The 19,041-nt window shown below is 48.1% G+C and carries 14 protein-coding genes and 1 pseudogene; 9 read left to right on the forward strand and 6 right to left on the reverse strand.

Translation table 11 applies throughout. The annotated features are described in order from the left end of the window. Positions 1–217: 217 nt before the first annotated feature. Positions 218–1,327 carry a type IV pilus twitching motility protein PilT gene (locus IQ219_RS04950; protein WP_190598518.1) on the reverse strand — a complete coding sequence of 370 codons (1,110 nt, stop codon included), beginning with the start codon at positions 1,325–1,327 and terminating at the stop codon, positions 218–220. A 376-nt stretch (positions 1,328–1,703) separates the two neighbouring features. Here IQ219_RS04950 and IQ219_RS04955 point away from each other — a divergent pair, with 376 nt between their 5' ends. Further along, positions 1,704–3,107, forward strand: a complete 1,404-nt coding sequence (locus IQ219_RS04955) for an efflux RND transporter periplasmic adaptor subunit (protein ID WP_194071904.1) — start codon at positions 1,704–1,706, stop codon at positions 3,105–3,107. A gap of 130 nt (positions 3,108–3,237) precedes the next feature. After that, positions 3,238–6,465, forward strand: coding sequence for an efflux RND transporter permease subunit (locus tag IQ219_RS04960; protein WP_194071905.1), 3,228 nt, complete (start codon positions 3,238–3,240; stop codon positions 6,463–6,465). Positions 6,466–6,666: 201 nt separating this feature from the next. Here the strand turns inward: IQ219_RS04960 and clpB are convergent, their stop codons facing one another. Further along, positions 6,667–9,363: an ATP-dependent chaperone ClpB gene (clpB, locus tag IQ219_RS04965; protein ID WP_194071906.1), complete on the reverse strand. Its 2,697-nt coding sequence runs from the start codon at positions 9,361–9,363 to the stop codon at positions 6,667–6,669. 373 nt (positions 9,364–9,736) lie between these two features. On the opposite strand from clpB, the gene IQ219_RS04970 reads away from it, so the two are divergent. The 5 genes from IQ219_RS04970 (at position 9,737) to IQ219_RS04990 (ending at position 12,846) form a co-directional block, all read left to right on the forward strand. Beyond that, on the forward strand, positions 9,737–9,964 hold the full coding sequence (locus tag IQ219_RS04970; RefSeq protein ID WP_190598513.1) for a type II toxin-antitoxin system HicA family toxin: 228 nt from the start codon (positions 9,737–9,739) through the stop codon (positions 9,962–9,964). Continuing rightward, on the forward strand, positions 9,965–10,186 hold the full coding sequence (locus tag IQ219_RS04975; protein WP_190598512.1) for a type II toxin-antitoxin system HicB family antitoxin: 222 nt from the start codon (positions 9,965–9,967) through the stop codon (positions 10,184–10,186). It begins immediately after the preceding gene. A gap of 202 nt (positions 10,187–10,388) precedes the next feature. Further along, complete coding sequence (gene pyrH / locus IQ219_RS04980) at positions 10,389–11,111, forward strand: UMP kinase (protein ID WP_190598511.1); 723 nt, start codon at positions 10,389–10,391, stop codon at positions 11,109–11,111. Next, positions 11,098–11,646, forward strand: coding sequence for a ribosome recycling factor (gene frr, locus IQ219_RS04985; protein WP_194019066.1), 549 nt, complete (start codon positions 11,098–11,100; stop codon positions 11,644–11,646). Before pyrH ends, frr begins: the two co-directional genes overlap by 14 nt. Positions 11,647–11,727: 81 nt before the next feature. Further along, positions 11,728–12,846, forward strand: a complete 1,119-nt coding sequence (locus IQ219_RS04990; RefSeq protein WP_190598509.1) for a branched-chain amino acid ABC transporter permease — start codon at positions 11,728–11,730, stop codon at positions 12,844–12,846. Between the two features lie 35 nt (positions 12,847–12,881). Here IQ219_RS04990 and IQ219_RS04995 read toward each other — a convergent pair whose 3' ends face one another. Beyond that, positions 12,882–13,676, reverse strand: a complete 795-nt coding sequence (locus IQ219_RS04995) for a DUF3153 domain-containing protein (protein WP_194071907.1) — start codon at positions 13,674–13,676, stop codon at positions 12,882–12,884. A 93-nt stretch (positions 13,677–13,769) separates the two neighbouring features. Here IQ219_RS04995 and IQ219_RS05000 point away from each other — a divergent pair, with 93 nt between their 5' ends. Beyond that, positions 13,770–14,429, forward strand: coding sequence for an SH3 domain-containing protein (locus IQ219_RS05000; protein WP_194071908.1), 660 nt, complete (start codon positions 13,770–13,772; stop codon positions 14,427–14,429). 188 nt (positions 14,430–14,617) lie between these two features. Next, the gene (locus IQ219_RS05005; RefSeq protein WP_194071909.1) at positions 14,618–15,859 is read left to right on the forward strand and encodes a trans-acting enoyl reductase family protein; all 1,242 of its coding nucleotides are present in this window, start codon (positions 14,618–14,620) and stop codon (positions 15,857–15,859) included. A 40-nt stretch (positions 15,860–15,899) separates the two neighbouring features. On the opposite strand, the gene IQ219_RS05010 is transcribed toward IQ219_RS05005, so the two are convergent. The 3 genes and pseudogenes from IQ219_RS05010 to IQ219_RS05020 all read right to left on the reverse strand — a co-directional run. Further along, on the reverse strand, positions 15,900–17,375 hold the full coding sequence (locus tag IQ219_RS05010) for a DUF1254 domain-containing protein (protein WP_194071910.1): 1,476 nt from the start codon (positions 17,373–17,375) through the stop codon (positions 15,900–15,902). A gap of 171 nt (positions 17,376–17,546) precedes the next feature. Then, positions 17,547–17,945, reverse strand: coding sequence for an ion channel (locus IQ219_RS19995; protein ID WP_228016719.1), 399 nt, complete (start codon positions 17,943–17,945; stop codon positions 17,547–17,549). 416 nt (positions 17,946–18,361) lie between these two features. After that, a pseudogene (locus IQ219_RS05020) lies at positions 18,362–19,041 on the reverse strand (hypothetical protein); the annotation flags it as partial.

Consider the following 19,041-nt stretch of genomic DNA (forward strand, 5'->3'; position numbering starts at 1 on the left):
GGATGGTACGAGCCTGTTCCGGGCTCATGGCTTCCACCTTGGCTTTGGTGGTTTTACCCTTACGATCTTTAACTTGAGCGACAAACGTAGCCATGGTTAATTGTCTCCGTCACTGGATTTACTAGCTTGGTTGAGGAACAGTCGGGGGTGAGGGGATTGATTCAGATAATCAATGGTAAACCACAAGAAAAATGCTAAGGGGTGGCCAATAGGGTATTTAACGGCGTTTGGCGGCGGTCTGGGGGGACATGCCACCGATCAATCGCTGCAGTTCGTCGGGCTTACCACTCTTAGCCAAACCTTCTTCTAGGGAAATTACCCCCGATACCACCAATGTGGCCAGGCCTTGCTCCATGGTCTGCATGCCCAACTTAGCCCCGGTTTGAATGGCGGAATAAATCTGGGCCGCTTTTCCTTCCCGAATCAAGTTGGCGATCGCCGGGGTAATGACCATAATTTCCTGCACTAGGGCCCGGCCAAATTCCCCAGGTTTGGGAGCTTTTTTCTTAACCAAATTCTGGGCAAACACCGCCAATAGGGAGTTGGAGAGCATGGCGCGGATTTGGGCCTGCTGATTAGCGGGAAACACATCCAGCATTCGGTCGATAGTACTAGCAGCAGAGTTGGTGTGCAAAGTACCAAACACTAAGTGCCCAGTTTCCGCCGCAGTGATGGCGAGGGCGATGGTTTCTAAATCCCGTAGTTCACCCACCAGTACGATATCTGGGTCCTCCCGTAGGGCCGCCCGCAGAGCATTGCTAAAACTTTTGGTGTCTTCGCCCCGTTGCCGTTGGTGAAATAAACTCCGGACATTGGGAAACACATACTCAATCGGGTCTTCGATGGTGAGAATATGTTCGGCTCTGGTGCGGTTGATTAAATCTAAAATTGCCGCTAGGGTTGTGGTTTTACCAGACCCGGTTTGTCCTGTGACCAGAATTAATCCCCTGGGACGTTCCGCCATTTCCCGCACAATGTTGGGGAGTCCCAATTGTTCAAAGTTGGGGATTTTGGAGGAAAGGGCCCGTAGACAAGCAGCATAACAACCCCGTTCTTTGTACACATTAATCCGGAAACGAGCTAGCCCCTTCACCCCATAGGAACAGTCCAATTCCCAATTTTGTTCTAGTTCTTTCCGTTGAGAATTATTAAGCATGCTAAAGATTAGCTTTTGGCTTTCTTGGGGAGTTAAAACTTCCTCGTTAATGGGTTCTAATTTGCCGCTGACTCGGAAATAAACCGGCGCCCCTGCCTGAATATGCATATCGGAGCCGCCCATTTCCACCAACTGCTCCATCAGGTCTTCGATCATGTATTCCAATGCCATGACTTTAATGCTCCTATAAGTTCTTAACCCACAGCCAAAGCAAGCACAGGGGCTAACAAAAGTTTAATGCCACTTTCCTCTATTTGTCCGGCGATCGCCACAAATGGTCACAATTGCCCAATTTCTTTGGCCAGGATGTCAACTTGACGTTTACCCAGAAGAAACCCAAGGGAAGTTAACTGGCACAAATGGAGTCAGAATCGGCCACCCCCGGGGCGGGTTTTGTAAAGTTGTTTGTTACTTTGTTAAGGTAAAGCAACATTACTGGTTTGTCCTGGGGCCATGGGCCTTGTTAAACCGATTTTTTCGCTGGCTTCCCCGGTCTTCCCTAGTCTAGATCAGCGATTCAGTACTAATTTTCCCTCCCACCGTTTCTATGAATAAGTACTCCCCCCATCAGTGTCTAAGGCGGCAACTTTCCCTGCTGGGTCTGTTGAGTTTTTCCCTTATGGGTTGCGGTAATCTCTGGGAGCAGAATGTCAAAGCCCAAACGGAGAACACTGAATCAAACCAGGCGATCGCCGTGGATGTGGCCTTGGCTAAACCGGGTGCCCTGGGGGGAGAGTTGGAATATACGGGCACCACTGCCCCGGTGCGGGAGGTTTCCATCAAGTCCCAAATTGAAGGACGCTTGCAAAAGTTATTGGTGGATGTGGGCGATCGGGTAAAAGGGGAGGAAGTGTTAGCAGAAATTGAAGATGATTTACTCCTGGGAGCGGTGGACCAAGCCAAAGCGGAGAAAATGGCCCAACGCTCAGAAGTGTTGACCGCCCAAAGTCAGGTGGGGGATGCCAAAATTCGGGTGGAACAGGCCCGTCTCCAACTGCAACAGGCCCAGGCGGACATTACCAGGTTAGAAACTTCCCTCAACGCCCGCATTGAACAAGCCCGGCTGGAAGTGGATCAAACCCAGGCCGATGCCGCTCGCTTCCGTTTGTTGGCTGAAGAGGGGGCCGGCGGTGCCCAACAGGCTGAACAGGCAGAAACCAGAGCCCGCCAAGCCAAGGAAATTTTACGCAACGAACAGGCCAGTGCCAGTCAACAATTGAGTCAGGCCAAAACTGCGGCTAAAACCGCTTCCCAAATCCTCAACTCGGCGATCGCCCAGGTGGAAATTGAACAACAGAGGGTGGGGGCGGCCACGGCCCAAATGAATGCCCAACGGGCTTCCATTGACCAGGCAGAAACAAGGCAGCAATATGCCACTGTCAGGGCACCATTTCCCGGTAGGGTATTGCGGCGATCGAGTGAATCGGGCAATTTAGTGCAACCCGGGACGGAAATTTTACAACTGGGGGATTTTCGTCAGCTAGAAATTAACGTGCAGGTATCGGAATTACAATTAGCCCAAATTGCGTTGCGGCAACAGGTCAATGTCAAACTAGATGCCTTTCCTGGTGAGAGTTTTACCGGGGTGGTAACCCGTATTTCCCCCCAGGCCGATGTTAGCTCCCGCCTAGTGCCAGTGGAAGTAACCATGGATAATCCCGGTGAAAAAATTGGGGCCGGACTGTTAGCTCGGGTCAGCTTTGGTGCTAGTAATGCCACCAATGTAGTGGTGCCGGAATCCGCCATTGTCGATGAAGATGCCATCTTTGTGGTGATTAAGGAGGGAGAAAAGGAAGTATTGGAAAGGCGATCGGTCACCCTCGGAGAAATTGCCAACGGCAAAGTGGAAGTTGTGGCAGGACTAGCTCCCCAGGAACGGTTTGTTGTCCGTAGTAGCAAACCTTTACAACCAGACAGTCCCATTCGTCTCAGCGTGCTATCAGAGAAATAGCCAGTTGCTAGGGGTTGGTCAATGGTTCTTTTATTTCGCCCCATTTATATTCCTTTTCTAGCTTAACTGCCTAATCTTTCCCTAGCGCCAGCGACTGTTTCTACCCCCAATCTCCATCTTTCCCAAGCCCATGTCCTCCCCCAATTCTGCTTTTAGCCTGAGTGGCCTGGCCATCCGTCGGCACATTGCTACCCTGATGCTCACCCTAGCCATCATTGTGTTAGGAGTGTTTGCCGTTTTTTCCCTACCGGTGGATCTGTTACCTTCCATCACCTATCCCCGCATTGGGGTGCGACTAGATGCCCCAGGGGTTTCTCCGGAAGTGGCGGTGGATGAAATTACCAGACCATTGGAAGCGGCCCTATCGGCCACGGAAGGAGTCGTTCAGGTTTATTCCCAGACCAGGGAAGGGCAGATCAGTCTCGATTTATTTTTTGAGCCAGGGGGAAATATTGACCAGGCATTGAATGATGCCACGGCAACTTTTAACCGAGCCCGCAATCAACTACCGGATAATTTAGAAACGCCCCGGTTATTTAAGTTCGACCCTTCCCAATTACCGGTGTACGAGTTCGCGGTGACTTCCCCGGAATTGTCGGGGCCATCGTTGCGGGTATTTGCAGAGGAAGAGTTAGCTCGGGAACTAGGGGTAGTGCCAGGGGTGGCATCGGTGAATGTGTCGGGGGCGGCCCAAGAGGAAGTGCGGGTAAATATCGATTTACAACGGCTACAGCGGTCAGGGGTGAGCTTGACCCAGGTGTTGGAGGCTTTACAGAGTCGTAATGTGGATATTTCCGGGGGCAGAATTGTTGGTGCGGAGTCGGAACCCCTCACCCGCACAGTGGGAAGGTTTGCTTCAGCCCAGGAAATTGAGGATTTGGTGGTGGGCACGGTGCCCGGTCCGGAGGGACAACCCGCTCAAAAAGTCTATCTAAGGGATGTGGCTAATGTCATTGATGGCACAGAAGAAGAACGAATTTTTGTGACCCTCAATGGTAGCCCCGCAGTGAAAGTGAGTGTGCAGAAACAACCGGAGGCTAACACCATTGAAGTGGTGGATGGAGTCAAAAAACGCTTAGATGAGTTGCGCACGGAAGGCATTATTCCCCAGCAGGCAGAACTGACCACCACCCTGGATGATTCCGTCTTTATCCGTAACTCGGTTAATAATGTTGTAGTGTCCGGGCTCATTGGCACTACTCTGGCGGCGATCGCCGTTTTGCTGTTCCTGGGCTCTTTGCGACAAACGCTAATTATTGTCTTGGCCATTCCCTTGGCCACCATGGCGGCCATTATTGTCATGAAGGCCTTTGGCCTATCTCTGAACGTTTTTAGTTTAGGGGGCTTGGCCCTAGGGGTGGGCATTGTGGTGGATAACTCCATTGTGATGCTGGAAACCATTGCCGAAGGGGCGGGCATGACCCCGGGCAAAGTTAATGCCGTGCCACTCACTAAAGGAGAAATGCGCCATCAGGCGATCGCCAGTAGTCAAACGGTGGAGTCGGCCTTGGTGGCTTCCACTAGCACTAACCTGGTGGCGGTGTTGCCCTTTTTAATGATTGGTGGCTTCATTGCCCTAATTTTTAACGAATTAATTCTGACCATTAGTTTTGCGGTGGCGGCTTCCATCCTGGTGGCGGTGACCTTGGTGCCCATGGCCGCTTCCCGTTTACTGGCCATCCGGCAACGGAGTGGTTTAGGGAATTGGTTTTTCTTTCGGGAATTTAATCGACGCTTTGCAGGAGCCACCGGGGCCTACGCCCGTTTTCTCTCCACTTTGATCCGCCATCGACTGGTAGCTGTAGCATGCATTTTCATCGTTTTTGGTGGCAGCAGTATTTGGATGATCCAACAAATTCCCCAGGAAATTTTGCCCCGCATCAACACTGGCCAAGCCAACATGTTTGCCCAGTTTCCCCCCGGCACTCCTTTGGAAGACAACAAACGTCTGATGGCGATCGTGGATGACATTCTGATTAACCAACCGGAAACGGAATATGCCTTTACCACCGTGGGGGGCTTTCTCTTTGGTAGCAATGTCAATGCCAATGCCCTCCGTAGTTCCAGCACCATTACTCTTAAACCCAATACTGATGTGGAAGCTTTTACGGAGCGGGTTACGACGGAACTAGAAGCATTGAACTTGGTGGATATTCGCCTGCGGGTAGCGCCGGGGCAGTTGCGAGGCTTAATTTTGAGTAATTCGCCCCTGCGTAATGTAGATGTGGATGTAATTCTGCAGGGCAATGACGCCGACGGGTTAGACCAGGCGGGGCGGGCAGTGTTGACGGAATTGGGGGAAAAAGTGACATTGGCCCGTTTTCGTCCCGATGCGGATCCCCGACAACCGGAAGTACAAATTATGCCGAATTGGGCCAGGACAACGGAGCTAGGTTTGACCACCCAAGCCATCGGACAAACTATCCAAACTGCCCTAGATGGGGCGGTACCTACCCAGTTACAGCGGCAAAATCGCCTGGTGGACGTGCGGGTGAAATTGGACAATGACCTCCTCTCTGGCCCTGGAGACCTGGCCCAAATTCCCCTCTTTATCGATGGCGATCGCCCAATTCGTTTGGGAGATGTGGCCCGCATTGACCAAGGCCGAGCACCGGGGGAAATTCAGCGCATTAACCAACGGCCGGTGTTTTTAATTGCTGGAACCTTAGTGGAAGGGGCCCGCCTCAGTGAAGCCTTGGAACAGGTGGATCAAGTTTTATCTGCCATGGAGTTGCCCCCTGGGGTTTCCCGACTCCCCAGTACGGCGGCCGCTAACAATGAACAATTACAGTCTTCCCTGGTGGTTTTGGGGGGCTTGGCGGCTTTCCTCGTCTTTGTGGTCATGGCGGTGCAATACAATTCTCTCCTCGATCCCCTGGTGATTATGTTCACTCTCCCCTTAGCCTTAGCTGGAGGTATTTTGGGCCTATTTATTACCCAAACGGCGATCGGGGCCACGGTAATTGTGGGCACAGTTCTCCTAGTGGGTATTGTGGTCAACAACGCCATCATTATGGTGGAATTAGCCAATCAAATCTGGGTCCAGGAGGGCATCAGCCGGGAAGCCGCTATCTTGCGGGCAGCTCCCCAACGATTACGCCCCATTTTAATGACCACCATCACCACCGTGTTGGGAATGTTTCCCCTGGCTCTGGGCATTGGTCAAGGCTCGGAATTACTGCAACCCTTGGGCATTGTGGTTTTTTCTGGTCTCTCCCTAGCAACTTTGTTGACTCTATTTCTAATTCCTTGTTTATACGTGTTGCTACACCAATGGGAAGGGGTAGATTTAGAAAAAGTCAAAACAGATTTGGAATCCCGCTTAACGGAGGAAGATGTACCGACAAAAATTCAATAATTGTTAACAGGATTATAACTGGATCACATATGATTATTCCGATCACAAATCAGATTGGGCAATCCTGTTGAGTGTATAAATTTTCAGCTAAGCGAGTGGGCTGAGTCATTGGACAATAGCTATAGGAATATCCCTGTTATTAGGTCCAACTATTTAACTTTAACTCTGCGGTCACATTGGCAAGGAGTTTAAAGATCTTATCTAGGAGGAAAGAACCTCAACTTCTACCATGGTAACATCTTCCACAGATTCTTCTACCTTAGTTTCCGGCTCTGTTTCTTTATCAAAAATCAATTGATTATCCACACAATCAATTAAAATTTTATCCCCAGCCACAAACACATTTTCCAAAATCTTAGTAGCAATGGGATTTTCCAACTGCCTTTGAATGGCTCGCTTTAGTGGCCTAGCTCCATAGGTGGGGTCGTAGCCGACATTAACAATATGATCAAGGGCTGCATCAGAGAGGAAAAGGGTAATTTTCTGCTCGTCCAATAGCCTTTCAATGCGTTTAATTTGCAGGACCACAATGCGCCGCAATTGCTCCCGTTTCAGGGTATGGAAAATAATTAAGTCATCGATGCGGTTGAGGAATTCCGGACGGAAATGTTTCCGTAGGGATTGGAGCACCTGTTTCTGCATTTTGTCGTAATCAGCATCGTCGGCGGAAAGGCTGAGAATATGGTCACTGCCGATATTACTGGTCATGACAATGATGGTGTTGCGAAAATCCACCACCCGTCCTTGGGAATCGGTGATGCGGCCATCGTCCAACACCTGCAAAAGAATGTTAAATACGTCTAAATGGGCCTTCTCCACTTCATCTAAAAGCACCACGGAATAGGGCCGTCGGCGCACTGCTTCCGATAACTGTCCCCCTTCCTCGTAGCCCACATAGCCGGGGGGAGCCCCAATGAGACGGGAAACAGCATGTTTTTCCATATATTCCGACATGTCAATGCGCACCATGGCTTCTTCACTGTCGAATAAAAAGCCAGCCAAGGCCCTGGCCAATTCTGTTTTCCCTACCCCGGTGGGGCCCATAAAGAGAAAAGAACCGATGGGACGACTGGGGTCCTTCATGCCGGCCCTCGCCCGTCGAATGGCCGCAGAAACCGCTGCTACTGCTTCCGTTTGCCCAATTACCCGTTGATGTAAATGACCTTCTAATTGCAATAATTTTTGCCGTTCCGTTTCCATCAGACGATTCATGGGGATGCCCGTCCAACCAGCGACAATTTCGGCAATGTCTGCTTCTGTCACCTGTTCCCGCAACAGGGTATTGCCGGATCCTTGAATTTCCAGCAACTTACTTTCCTTTTCTTCGATGTCATGTTGGAGGACTTCCAATTCTCCGTATTTAATTTTGGCTGCCTTCTCCCAATCCGTGGCCCGCTCAGCTTTTTCTACCTGTAGCCGTAGTTCCTGTTCCTTTTCCTTGAGGATGTTGATCTCCTCTAACATTTGTTTTTCAGAAAGCCATTGTCCTGATAGTTCCTGTTGCTGGCCCTCTAATTCGGTAATTTCCTGCTGAATTTTTTCCAGTCTTTCTTTGGACGATTTGTCAGCCCCTAGGCCAGGACGTTTTTCTTCCCCTTCTAGGGAAACCTTTTCCATTTGTAATTGCATTAACCGACGGTCAATATCCTCCAATTCCACTGGTTTAGAGGTAATTTCCATTTTTAATCGGGCGGCCGCTTCGTCCACCAAATCGATCGCCTTGTCGGGCAAAAATCGGTCTTGGATATAGCGATGGGAAAGGGTAGCTGCCGCCACTAGGGCCGAGTCGGTGATTTTGACCCCATGGTGCACTTCATATTTCTCCTTCAAGCCCCGCAGGATGGAAATGGTGTCGTCTACGCTGGGTTGTTTAACATAAACCTGTTGAAATCTTCTTTCTAAAGCGGGATCTTTCTCGATATTTTTGCGGTATTCGTCCAACGTTGTGGCCCCAATACACCGCAGTTCCCCCCGGGCTAACATGGGTTTAAGCAAATTCCCCGCATCCATGGACCCAGAACCTTCCCGACCCCCGGCCCCTACCACGGTATGAAGCTCATCGATGAATAAAATAATTTGCCCATCGGAGTTGGTCACTTCCTTCATCACTGACCGCAGTCTTTCTTCAAATTCTCCCCGGTATTTGGCCCCGGCAATTAAACTGCCCATGTCCAGGGAAATCAGTTGACGATTTTTTAACGATTCCGGCACGTCGCCATTGATAATCCGTTGGGCCAAGCCTTCGGCGATCGCCGTTTTACCCACTCCCGGTTCACCAATCAGAACAGGGTTATTTTTGGAGCGCCGGGACAGTACCTGAATAACCCGACGAATTTCTTCATCTCGACCAATGACCGGGTCTAACTTACCTTGGCGGGCCTGCTCGGTCAGATCTCGTCCATATTTATCCAACGCTTCGTAGCGCTCTTCTTGGTTCGGTTCCGTCACCTTTTGGGAACCCCGAATGGCTTTGATAGCCAATTCCAAATCCTGGGGATCAAGGTTAAACGTGCGTAGGGTTTTGCGCCCCACCCGGTCATCCTCAGCAAAGCCCACCAGTAAATGTTCAACGGAAATAAATTTATCTTCCCAACTACTGCGGGCGGCATCGGCCCGGTCTAGCATCACATCCAGACTACGCCCCAGGTAAAGCTGTTCTACGTAGGCTTGTTTTGGCTGTCTATTGGTGAAAACTTCCAACTGTTGCCGGAGGCCTTCCCCATCCACCGCTGCCCGCTGGAAAATCCGAGCAGCTAAACCTTTATCCTGCTCCAAGAGCGCCAGCAGAATATGTTCCACTTCCAAATTTGTGTTCTTATAACGGCGGGCCACTTCTTGGGATTTAACAATGGCGTCCCAGGCTTGCTCAGTAAATTTGGTTGGATCAGTAGGTTGCATTCAGATTGGCTTTAAGGATATGGGCAAAACTGCTCATCTATTGTAAGGGGGGCTTGAGTCATTTTCCTAGTTGTCAAGCTTTTCATTTTTGATTAGGATTATCGGGGACATGGTTTTTCAAACCTATTACCAGTTATCATTCGGTCAACTCTTTTCCTTGAAATTTTTATTTATCTGTCTAACAATCGTCTCTTTATAGTTATTTCAATAGAGGTTACAGATGTTTTAAAAGCGACTTTACATTCTTAAATAATTGGACAGATTACGCAGAAATATTATCAATAAAAATGTTTTTGCACACAGGGCTTAATTCTGAAAAGTAGCTGAGACCCCATCAATTTTTTCGAGAACATAACCGATAAACTTTGTAGCCGTGCCAAAAAGAGAAAAACTAATTGCCCTGTTGAAAAGCAGCCCTAATAACATTAGATTTGGCGACGTCCGTAAGTTATTAGAGTTAGACGGTTTTTCCCTTGAGAGAATCACAGGTAGTCATCATATTTTCAAAAGAAATGATATTATTTTGGTCATACCTGTGCACAATAAAAAAGTCAAATCTATTTATATCCGCCGCATTCTTGAAATTATCGAGGAAAAATAAATGAATTATCCAATTGTTATTTATCCCTGTATAGAAGGTGGTTTTGTTGCTGAAGTTCCTGCCTTATCTGGTTGTCTGGCCCAAGGAGAAACCCTGGAAGAAACCCTACAGGAATTAATGATAGTTCAAGATCTTTGGCTAGAAACCGCCCAAGCCCATAATCAAAAACTGCCTAGTTTGGAGGCAGAAATTGCCAAAATCAAGGCATTAAGTGCTGCGTGAAGTACCTGTTTGTTTTGGCAGAGATCCCCGTTGAATTAAGGGCTATTAGTGGGTCATAAAACGGCTTGCTAACCGCTGGTGGCAGGTTGGGGGTGTTTAAAAGTCGTTGCAGGTTCCCCTTGGGTGCTATGGTATGGGGGGAATTTTGCGTTTAACCCCTCTTCTTTAGTCTTTATATCAATGTATCAATGGTGATGGCGGCATGAGTTACCAGCGAGTTTTGTTGAAATTGAGCGGTGAAGCCCTCATGGGAGACCTGGGCTATGGCATTGATCCCGCTGTGGTGGGGACGATCGCCCAGGAAATCAAAGATGTTCTCCAGGCTGGGGTGCAGTTGGCCATTGTGGTAGGGGGAGGCAACATTTTCCGGGGAGTGAAGGCCTCCGCCGCCGGTATGGACCGGGCCACCGCTGACTACATCGGGATGATTGCCACGGTGATGAACGCCATGACTCTCCAGGACGCCCTCGAACAAATGGGCATTCCCACCAGGGTGCTAACGGCGATCGCCATGCAGGAAGTGGCAGAACCCTACATTCGTCGTCGGGCCATCCGTCATTTGGAAAAGGGTCGGGTAGTAATTTTTGGGGCTGGTTCCGGTAATCCTTTTTTCACCACCGATACCACCGCCGCTCTCCGGGCCGCGGAAATTGATGCGGAAGTAGTTTTCAAGGCCACCAAGGTGGATGGGGTGTACGACTCTGACCCCAAAACTAATCCCAAAGCCCGCCGTTTTACCACTTTGACCTATAGCCATGTGTTGGCCGAAGATCTCAAAGTCATGGACAGCACGGCGATCGCCTTATGCAAAGATAATAATATTCCCATTATGATCTTCGACCTGGGGGTTTCCGGTAACATTGTACGGGCCATCAAGGGCGAAGCAGTCGGTACGTTAGTTGGAGAAAATTGTGAAGTTAGCTGAACTCAAAGACCACATGCAAAAAAGTGTTGAAGCGACCCAGAGATCCTTCAATACCATCCGCACCGGCCGGGCCAATGCCTCCCTGCTAGACCGGATTTCTGTGGAATATTACGGAGCCGAAACCCCGTTAAAATCCTTGGCCACCATTGGCACCCCCGACGCCAGTACCATTGTCATCCAACCCTTCGACATGGGCAGTATTGGCACCATCGAAAAGGCCATTTCCCTGTCTGATTTGGGGCTAACCCCCAACAACGACGGTAAAGTAATTCGTTTGAATATTCCCCCCCTCACGGCGGAGCGCCGTAAAGAATTGGTCAAAGTGGCCGGTAAATTGGCTGAGGAAGGCAAAGTGGCCATCCGTAACATCCGTAGAGACGCGGTGGATGAAGTGAGAAAACAGGAAAAAAATTCGGAAATTTCCGAAGATGAAGCCAGGGATTTGCAAGAAGAAATCCAAAAATTAACCGATCAATCCACTAAGCGCATTGATGAATTGTTGGCTGCGAAGGAAAAGGACATCACCACGGTGTAAACCCTCTCGGAACTAGCTCCCAACGGTGGTCAAAATCAACCCTAGGCACATTAGCCGGACATCATTGCTCCCTTGAATTCTATGAACTTTGGCTATCTGATTTTTTTGATCACTTCCGCTGCCACCTATGGCATTTTCGCCCTGGGTTTGAATTTACAATGGGGCTTTGCTGGGCTAATTAATTTTGGCCATGTGGCTTTTATGACCCTAGGGGCCTATGCCACCACTTTGCTGAGTTTAAGAGGTTGGCCCATTCCCCTGGCCGTGTTGGTGGGGATGGGATTGGCCATGGCGCTGGGTTTGCTTATTGGTACATCTACCCTGCGGCTGAGGGAAGATTATCTGGCGATCGTCACCATCGGCGTTTCCGAGTTAATTCGTTTAATAGCCAACAACGAAGAGTGGTTAACCCAGGGAACTTTTGGGGTGCAGAGTTTTCCCTGGCCGATGGATTTTAACCCTACCCTATTGAGCCGGATTATGTTTGTTATTTGGCTCACAATTCTGGCTATTTATGCAGAAAGTATTTTAATCAAAAGCCTCTTAAGACAGTGGAAAGAAGGCAAGAAAATTCAAGGCAAAAGTTATCAGCCCCGTAAGCCTTGGGCTTTGCTGGTTTGGGGAATTATCACCACAGCGCTGATTTTAACTGCCTATATTCCCGGGGTAGTTTCTTTGTATAACTACTCTGGTAAAGCTGGATTAATGTTATTAGCTTTAACTTTGCTGGCCCTTACCTATGCTGGTTTGGAATTTTGGGTCCATTCTCCCTGGGGTCGTATTCTTAAAGCGATTCGGGAAGACGAAGAAATTCCCCGGGCTCTGGGCAAAAATGTTTTTTGGTATAAGTTGCAAGCTTTCATGGCCGGTGGGGCGATCGCCGGTTTAGCGGGGGCCTTATTTGCTTGGCAATTAACCAGTATTTACCCCAGTAATTTTGATACTTTGCTAACTTTTAATGCTTGGATCATTGTGGTTCTAGGGGGGGCAGGCAGTAATGCGGGCACAGTGTTGGGCACTATTATTTTTTGGGCCTATGACTCCCTCACTAGGTTTTTGTTACCCCAAATTGCTTTCCTGGATCAAAGTCAGGTTGGAGCTTTGCGGGTCATGGTGATCGGGTTAATTTTAATGGTGTTAATGGTATGGCGGCCCCAAGGCATTTTAGGGAAAAAAGAAGAGTTAACCCTAGGGCGCTAATGGTTACCTAGCAGTTTGCTATTGGGATTTCGGCTTTAAGCCCCCTCAGCTTTATTATTAATCACTCCGGGCCAGCGGCCATATTTGAGGTAAAAACCCCCTAGACAAAGGACAACGATCAAAATAGTGCCGATCGCCAAATAACTAGGCACAAAAAAGCTCGTTTCAATAACGTTAATTTGTCCAGGTTTTAACTGCCATTGCCCAGGTAATTCTGTGCCCAATTCTTCCCCCAGAGCATTGGAACTCTGGAGAGTCAGGGGAGTTTGTAAATTAAAATTCAGGTCAATCAGGGAGCCGGGACTAAGGATAATGTTGCCTTGGTTGGATAAAACCCCCAGGGCCCGTAGGTCAACGGTCAACTTGAGATGATTACGATCCACCAATAGCCAATTGCTCTGTTCTAGTGCCAGTTCCGCTTTCAAATTAAGTAAGTCCAACTGGTCAGGCTCTGGCAATCGCCGTCCTTTGGGGGGTTGGGGATTAAAAAAGCGATTGAACTTTTCCACCAACTCTTGGCCGCTACCAAAGGGAATGGTCACCACGAGGGTTTCCTCCGACGGGCGATCGGTATGACCGTTTAAATCCTTGGCCCGCTGGTCTAAACTTTTCAGCCACCGGTCAGCTTCCGCTTGGCTCAGGGTGGTTAGCTGTTCTCCCAGGGTAATATGTTGGACAATTTCTCCGTAATGTTGCTCAGGAAAATGAATGCCCACATCATAATCGACACAGCCGGTCAGCAAACAGCAAAGGCCCAAAAGCATGGGTAATAAGCGTTTAAACCATTTCTGGGGGCACATCATGCGGAAAGCCTCATGAGCAAATGACATCAAGGTAAATTTAAGACTCGACCGCCAGTATATCAATCTAGACCATCCCATAGTTAGTTTTTTGTATCATTCAAGCTGTCAGCCCGGAAAACCATGCCCCACCAGCCCTTGCCAAGTTTCCATTTTCGTTACTCTTTGATGTTGGTGGCAATATGGTCTGGATTTTCAGTGGGAGTTAAAGAATTAAACTCGCCTGCGCTGGGGCAAAATGTTACCGAAGTCCCCTCAAACGAAAACTTAGCTAAGCCTAAAAATCAGGGTTGGGGCCCATGGCAAAAACTTGAATCAGCAGAAGATTTAACTTTTTCATCTGGTTTTTCCAATATGGAATTGGGAGGATATTTAGATTATTCCCACGCCTGTGAACAGGCAGCCCAAGCGGCCCAGAGTGGGCCTATTTTTTGGTATCGCTTGGATAATTTAGTTGAAACCATTGGCACGGGCAATGTGGAATACCGGTGCACGATTAATGATGAAAGCACAGCAGTGCTGAGTAATCTTCCCTTTCCCACTTGCTTAACAGTTCAGAGTAATATTGGTGGCGGCATAAACATCAGAAACAGTCCAAACTTGACAGCAACGTTACTGGGAACACTCAAAAATGGCTCTCAAATTATGATTGATGGTTCACCGATGTATTTGTCTACCGATGCCCAGGGGAGAACCTGGCTTAATTTACAATTTAAGGGGCAAGATGGCTGGGGTTCTCTCACAACAAAGCCGGAGGGACATATCAATTTTAGAATGTGTTAAAAATTAAATCTATAACAACTTTGCTCGTATCGAATAGCTTTTTTATGAAAAGCTTTGCTAGTGGTCAGTTAGTTATCTTAAATTAATCCTATTGTGCTTGCTTCAGATGCAATAAATTTACCAACTTGCCAAGAAATAATTTTGTGATTGATAATAAAATTCTGAACTGTTAACAGTCATTAAATTCCATGACAAAACCATTGCAATATGACCTCATAATCTTGGGTGCGACGGGATTTGTCGGCGGGATTGTTTGTCGATATTTGCTATCCCACTGGGAAACTGCGACAGGGGAAAACTGGGCGATCGCCGGCCGTTCCCAAGCCAAACTCGACCATTTGGTGCAATCCCTTGGTCCTCAAGCTGCCCATTTGACCACCTTTGTGGTTGATGTTGAAGATGAAGCCGCTGTAACTGCACTGTGTTCTCAAACTAAAGTTGTGGTTTCTACTGTGGGTCCCTATGCCCTTTATGGGGAAACTCTAGTCCGGGTTTGTGCCACCACTGGCACAGATTACTGCGATCTCACGGGGGAAGTCCAATGGGTGCAACAAATGATTCAGAAATATGAGGCGATCGCCCAGCAGTCGGGGGCTCGCATTGTCCATTGTTGCGGTTTCGATTCCATTCCTTCTGACCTAGGTGTGTACTACTTGCAACGACAAAGTCAACAGCGTTGGGGGGAACCCTGCATCCGGGTCAAAATGAGGGTAAAAACAGTCCAGGGTGGTATTTCTGGGGGCACGATCGCCAGTGGCATCAACCTGATCCAAGAGGCGATCGCCGATCCTGCCACCCGCCAGGCCCTCCGTAATCCCTATATCCTTTGTTTTAAACCTAATAACGGGTCTGACCATCCCCCTACCCTCATCCCCGTGCAAAATGATTCCTTCTTTGATGAATGGATTACGCCCTTTGTGATGGCCGGCATTAACACCCCCATTGTCTTACGTTCCAATGCCTTACAAAACGGGGCCTATGGTGAAAGCTTTCAGTATGACGAAGGGATCTTGACAGGGCCAGGTATAGCCGGTTGGCTAGGGGCCCAGGGCATGAAATGGACCCTGGACCTCATGGCCCTTGCTTTGGCGATCGCCCCTAGTCGGTGGTTATTAACCCAAGTTTTACCTCAACCAGGGGAAGGCCCCACCGAAGCAGAGCAACAGCAAGGCTTTTATGATTTACGCTTTTGGGGACAAACCGCCTCTGGCCATTCCCTCATGGTCAAAGTTACAGGCGATCAAGACCCCGGTTATGGTTCTACGGCAAAAATATTAGCTCAAGCTGCACTATGTTTGGCCAAAGATAAACCCAAATCATCTCTTCAAGGCGGTTTCTGGACTCCGGCATCTAGCTTTGGTCAGGATTTAATCCAGCGGTTAGTTGACTATGCTGGATTGACTTTTACCGAAGAAAATGGCTTCAAATAGGCTGCTAGTCAACAGATTTTTTGCAGCCATAAATTATTTGCTATTTCACCACCTCAATCGCTGGCGGTTTCCACGTCCCTTCACCAACGGGCAGAATAGACGGCGGGTTTTCCTTCGGCCAGTAGAGGCGCATCACTAGATAGATGGGGCCATCGGGGGCGGGTAGCCAGTTAGCTTCCTTGTCTGATCCCGGCGAATCTTTCTGGATGTATAACGTCAGTGAACCGTCGGCATTCTTTTTCAGGTTCGGCAACATGGGCGAGTTGATCAAGTAACGATTGATTGGATTCTTAATCAACAACTGGGTATTGCCGTCGTACATTGTGACCGACCAGAAGGCGTTTACGGGAGGATACTGCCCCGCAGGAAAAGTGAGCGTGTATTTGTGCTTACTGCCATCAAGAATTTCACCATTGGCAAGGGTCTTTGTTAAGGGATAGGTCGCTTCTTTCACCTCATTGCCATAGATTCCGCCCTGGGCACCAGCAGCCCGTTTTAACCAATCGCCATCAAAAAACTCCCGGTTACCAAAAACATCTAACATTGCCCAGCCATTAATGACCTTTTGTCCATCTTTGAGGTACTGGTCGATCTTGGCTTCCCCTGCTTTCATACCGAGGACGATTTGGGCTTGATGTTCTGGGGAGAGATCTTTGAATTCAAAAGTCTTATCGGGGCCGACGCCGATTTTTGCTAACTTGGCGCGGATTTCCTTTTCTTCGGGGCCGGGGGGAGCAAACTGCAAGGAGAAATCGAGATATTCAAAGAAATTTGTTTTAGATAACTCCTTGTCAATTTTTGGGAAATCAATCTCTGGTGCTGATGGGGGAGGTGATTGTTTAAGGTAGGCCGAAAGGGGCTGTACTTTATAAGCAGACTGGATTTTGACCACATTGGGCATATCTTCCGGGTTAAAAAGTTGAGTGCGATAAGCCGCTAACGCGAATTGGGTGGTGGAGCGAAAAACCTTTTTGATACCCGGTGGTTTTTCTCCTTTCCAGTCGGGGCCGACAACCATGTAGTCCCCAGCTTCATTTCCCGTGACACGATTACTGACATAGCCAAAGATGAAGGTATTGCCGTCTTCGAGTTGTATGGAGTGGTAGCGATCTTTGTCAAAAGCGGGGACGGATAAGATGATCGGCTCTGCTCGTAGATCTAGCCAAGCGAGAGAGTAGGGGGTATCGCTGTTGGGAGTGATGATCGCCGTATCTTTATAGGTAAAGACCCTGGCTTCATTCTTAATTTGGTTAAAGGGGGCTTTGAATTGTCCAGAATTTTTGTCCACGGCGTATTCGTACATGACGCCATAATTCATGACAATCGGTAAACCGTAGATAAATCCGGCTTCGGCGATCGCCTTTGTTTCCTCAAGGCTGGGCATCTTAATATCACCTTTCGTCTGGGTTTGGGGTGAGGCTAGGACGACATTAGCCTGATGGCTGTAGCCGAGAATCAGGGTTGAGGCAATGGTAAAAGACAGCAGGCTTAATAAGCATTTTTGTAGCTGATTCATAATTTTTCGAAGAGATAGAGAGGTCGAATATCGATGTGATTGATAGCGATAAAATAATTAAGTTTATCGGGGTAATTTAAAATCATAATAACCTAAGAAACCATGAAAATAATAAATATTCAGTCCGTTCCTCTTTGAACATTGGTGATTTTGGATTATCCCCAAAATCAATTACCCAGAGTTACTATATAAGGAAACTAAGCGGGCAACAATTACGGTTAAAAAAATTGCCCCTGCCATAGCCTCAAGATTAGCCAGTAACATCACCCATTTTCCTGTGGGAATAATGCCACCATATCCTACAGTGGTCAAAGTAACTAAGCTGAAATACATTGCCAAATTCCAGGGCTTTAATTGATATTCCCTGATGTCACTGATTTTGAAAGAATAGGGATCTATTTGCCAAATCATAAAATAAATAAATGACCAGATAATTCCGATAAAAAGATAAGCGATGATTGCTAACATAATGGTATGAGCCGTGACTTTTTGTCTATAGGCTAATACCTTAACTGTTGAGATCCATTCATATCCAAACACTAAAATTTTAATGACGGTGGCAGTAACCAAAAAAAAACGCTAAAACGAAAAATCAACTGAAAGTGGAATATTATGTCAGCTAAAAAAGAAATTAAGATTAAGGTGAATTCAAGCTTTGCTCTTGTATATGAATAAACACGATCATGAAAATAAAAGTTTCTCAGAGCAATTAATAAGATAGTCGCCAAAAAAGTCACATTCACAAAAAACAATTCGAATGTATTTTTGCCGACAATTGCAATCGCAATCCCAATTATTGTAATAATTAAAATAATGTAAGGATTTGTCGACTTTTTTAGCATAATTTTCCCGTATTACTTGGCAAATTTAAGCAATTACTTGCCAATTGAGAGAGCCCGCAGTAATGAGTTAGTGATCATCGCTCAACTGTTCATTAAGCAGACGATCACCTTGAATTGAATATGTTGCTATCTAACTAAAGGTAATTAAGGCGTAGGAACTACACGATAATAAACGCCATTGGCTCCATAGGCCGGACTAAACCAAACCCCGTTATAGAGATAATAAGTGGCATTTCCAATGGTCTGTATTGCGGCCCCTGGAGGTAAGGTCGGATAAATTGCCCCCATCGCATAGGCCGTATTTTCGGCCCCGGCGGCGTAACCTTCGGCATAGGCATTGTCATTATTCGCATTAGCGGCTGTTGCTCCGATAACGGCTCCTGTAGCGGCAGCTCCAGCAGCATACCAACCACCGCAACTGTAACAACCCGTTGCATAAGTGTTGACAACCGTTGGCGGATGATAGCCCCCGTAATAGGCTCCGCCGTAATAGTGGTTATAACCCCCGTAGGCCGTTGCTCCATAGGCACCAGTTCCATGCCAAGAACCGTCGCCCCCCGATGCCGATCCACCTCGAAAACCATTAGCGCTCCAGGAACCGTCACCGCCGGATGCCGTACTCCCCCGAAAGCCCGTGCCACTCCAAGAGCCATCGCCCCCAGAGGCCGATCCGCCACGATAGCCACTAGCACTCCAGGAACCATCCCCTCCTGAAGCCGTTCCCCGAAATCCACTGGCATGCCATGAGCCACCACCGCCGTGGAAAAATGCTTGGGCAGGACTTAAATTTAGGCTAAGGCTAGTTAACAAGAGACCTGTAAAAC

Origin of the sequence: Synechocystis sp. LEGE 06083 (genome assembly GCF_015207725.1) — a bacterium.
GTDB classification, from domain to species: domain Bacteria; phylum Cyanobacteriota; class Cyanobacteriia; order Cyanobacteriales; family Microcystaceae; genus Synechocystis; species Synechocystis salina.

What these genes read in the sequence shown, in the direction of transcription:
- IQ219_RS05010 (WP_194071910.1), bottom strand. Translation starts at nt 17,375, where the DNA reads ATGAATCAGCTACAAAAATGCTTATTAAGCCTGCTGTCTTTTACCATT.
- IQ219_RS04960 (WP_194071905.1), top strand. Translation starts at nt 3,238, where the DNA reads ATGTCCTCCCCCAATTCTGCTTTTAGCCTGAGTGGCCTGGCCATCCGT.
- IQ219_RS04955 (WP_194071904.1), top strand. Translation starts at nt 1,704, where the DNA reads ATGAATAAGTACTCCCCCCATCAGTGTCTAAGGCGGCAACTTTCCCTG.
- IQ219_RS04975 (WP_190598512.1), top strand. Translation starts at nt 9,965, where the DNA reads ATGAATTATCCAATTGTTATTTATCCCTGTATAGAAGGTGGTTTTGTT.
- IQ219_RS05000 (WP_194071908.1), top strand. Translation starts at nt 13,770, where the DNA reads ATGCCCCACCAGCCCTTGCCAAGTTTCCATTTTCGTTACTCTTTGATG.
- IQ219_RS04950 (WP_190598518.1), bottom strand. Translation starts at nt 1,327, where the DNA reads ATGGCATTGGAATACATGATCGAAGACCTGATGGAGCAGTTGGTGGAA.
- IQ219_RS04990 (WP_190598509.1), top strand. Translation starts at nt 11,728, where the DNA reads ATGAACTTTGGCTATCTGATTTTTTTGATCACTTCCGCTGCCACCTAT.
- IQ219_RS04995 (WP_194071907.1), bottom strand. Translation starts at nt 13,676, where the DNA reads ATGTCATTTGCTCATGAGGCTTTCCGCATGATGTGCCCCCAGAAATGG.
- pyrH (WP_190598511.1), top strand. Translation starts at nt 10,389, where the DNA reads ATGAGTTACCAGCGAGTTTTGTTGAAATTGAGCGGTGAAGCCCTCATG.
- clpB (WP_194071906.1), bottom strand. Translation starts at nt 9,363, where the DNA reads ATGCAACCTACTGATCCAACCAAATTTACTGAGCAAGCCTGGGACGCC.
- IQ219_RS05005 (WP_194071909.1), top strand. Translation starts at nt 14,618, where the DNA reads ATGACAAAACCATTGCAATATGACCTCATAATCTTGGGTGCGACGGGA.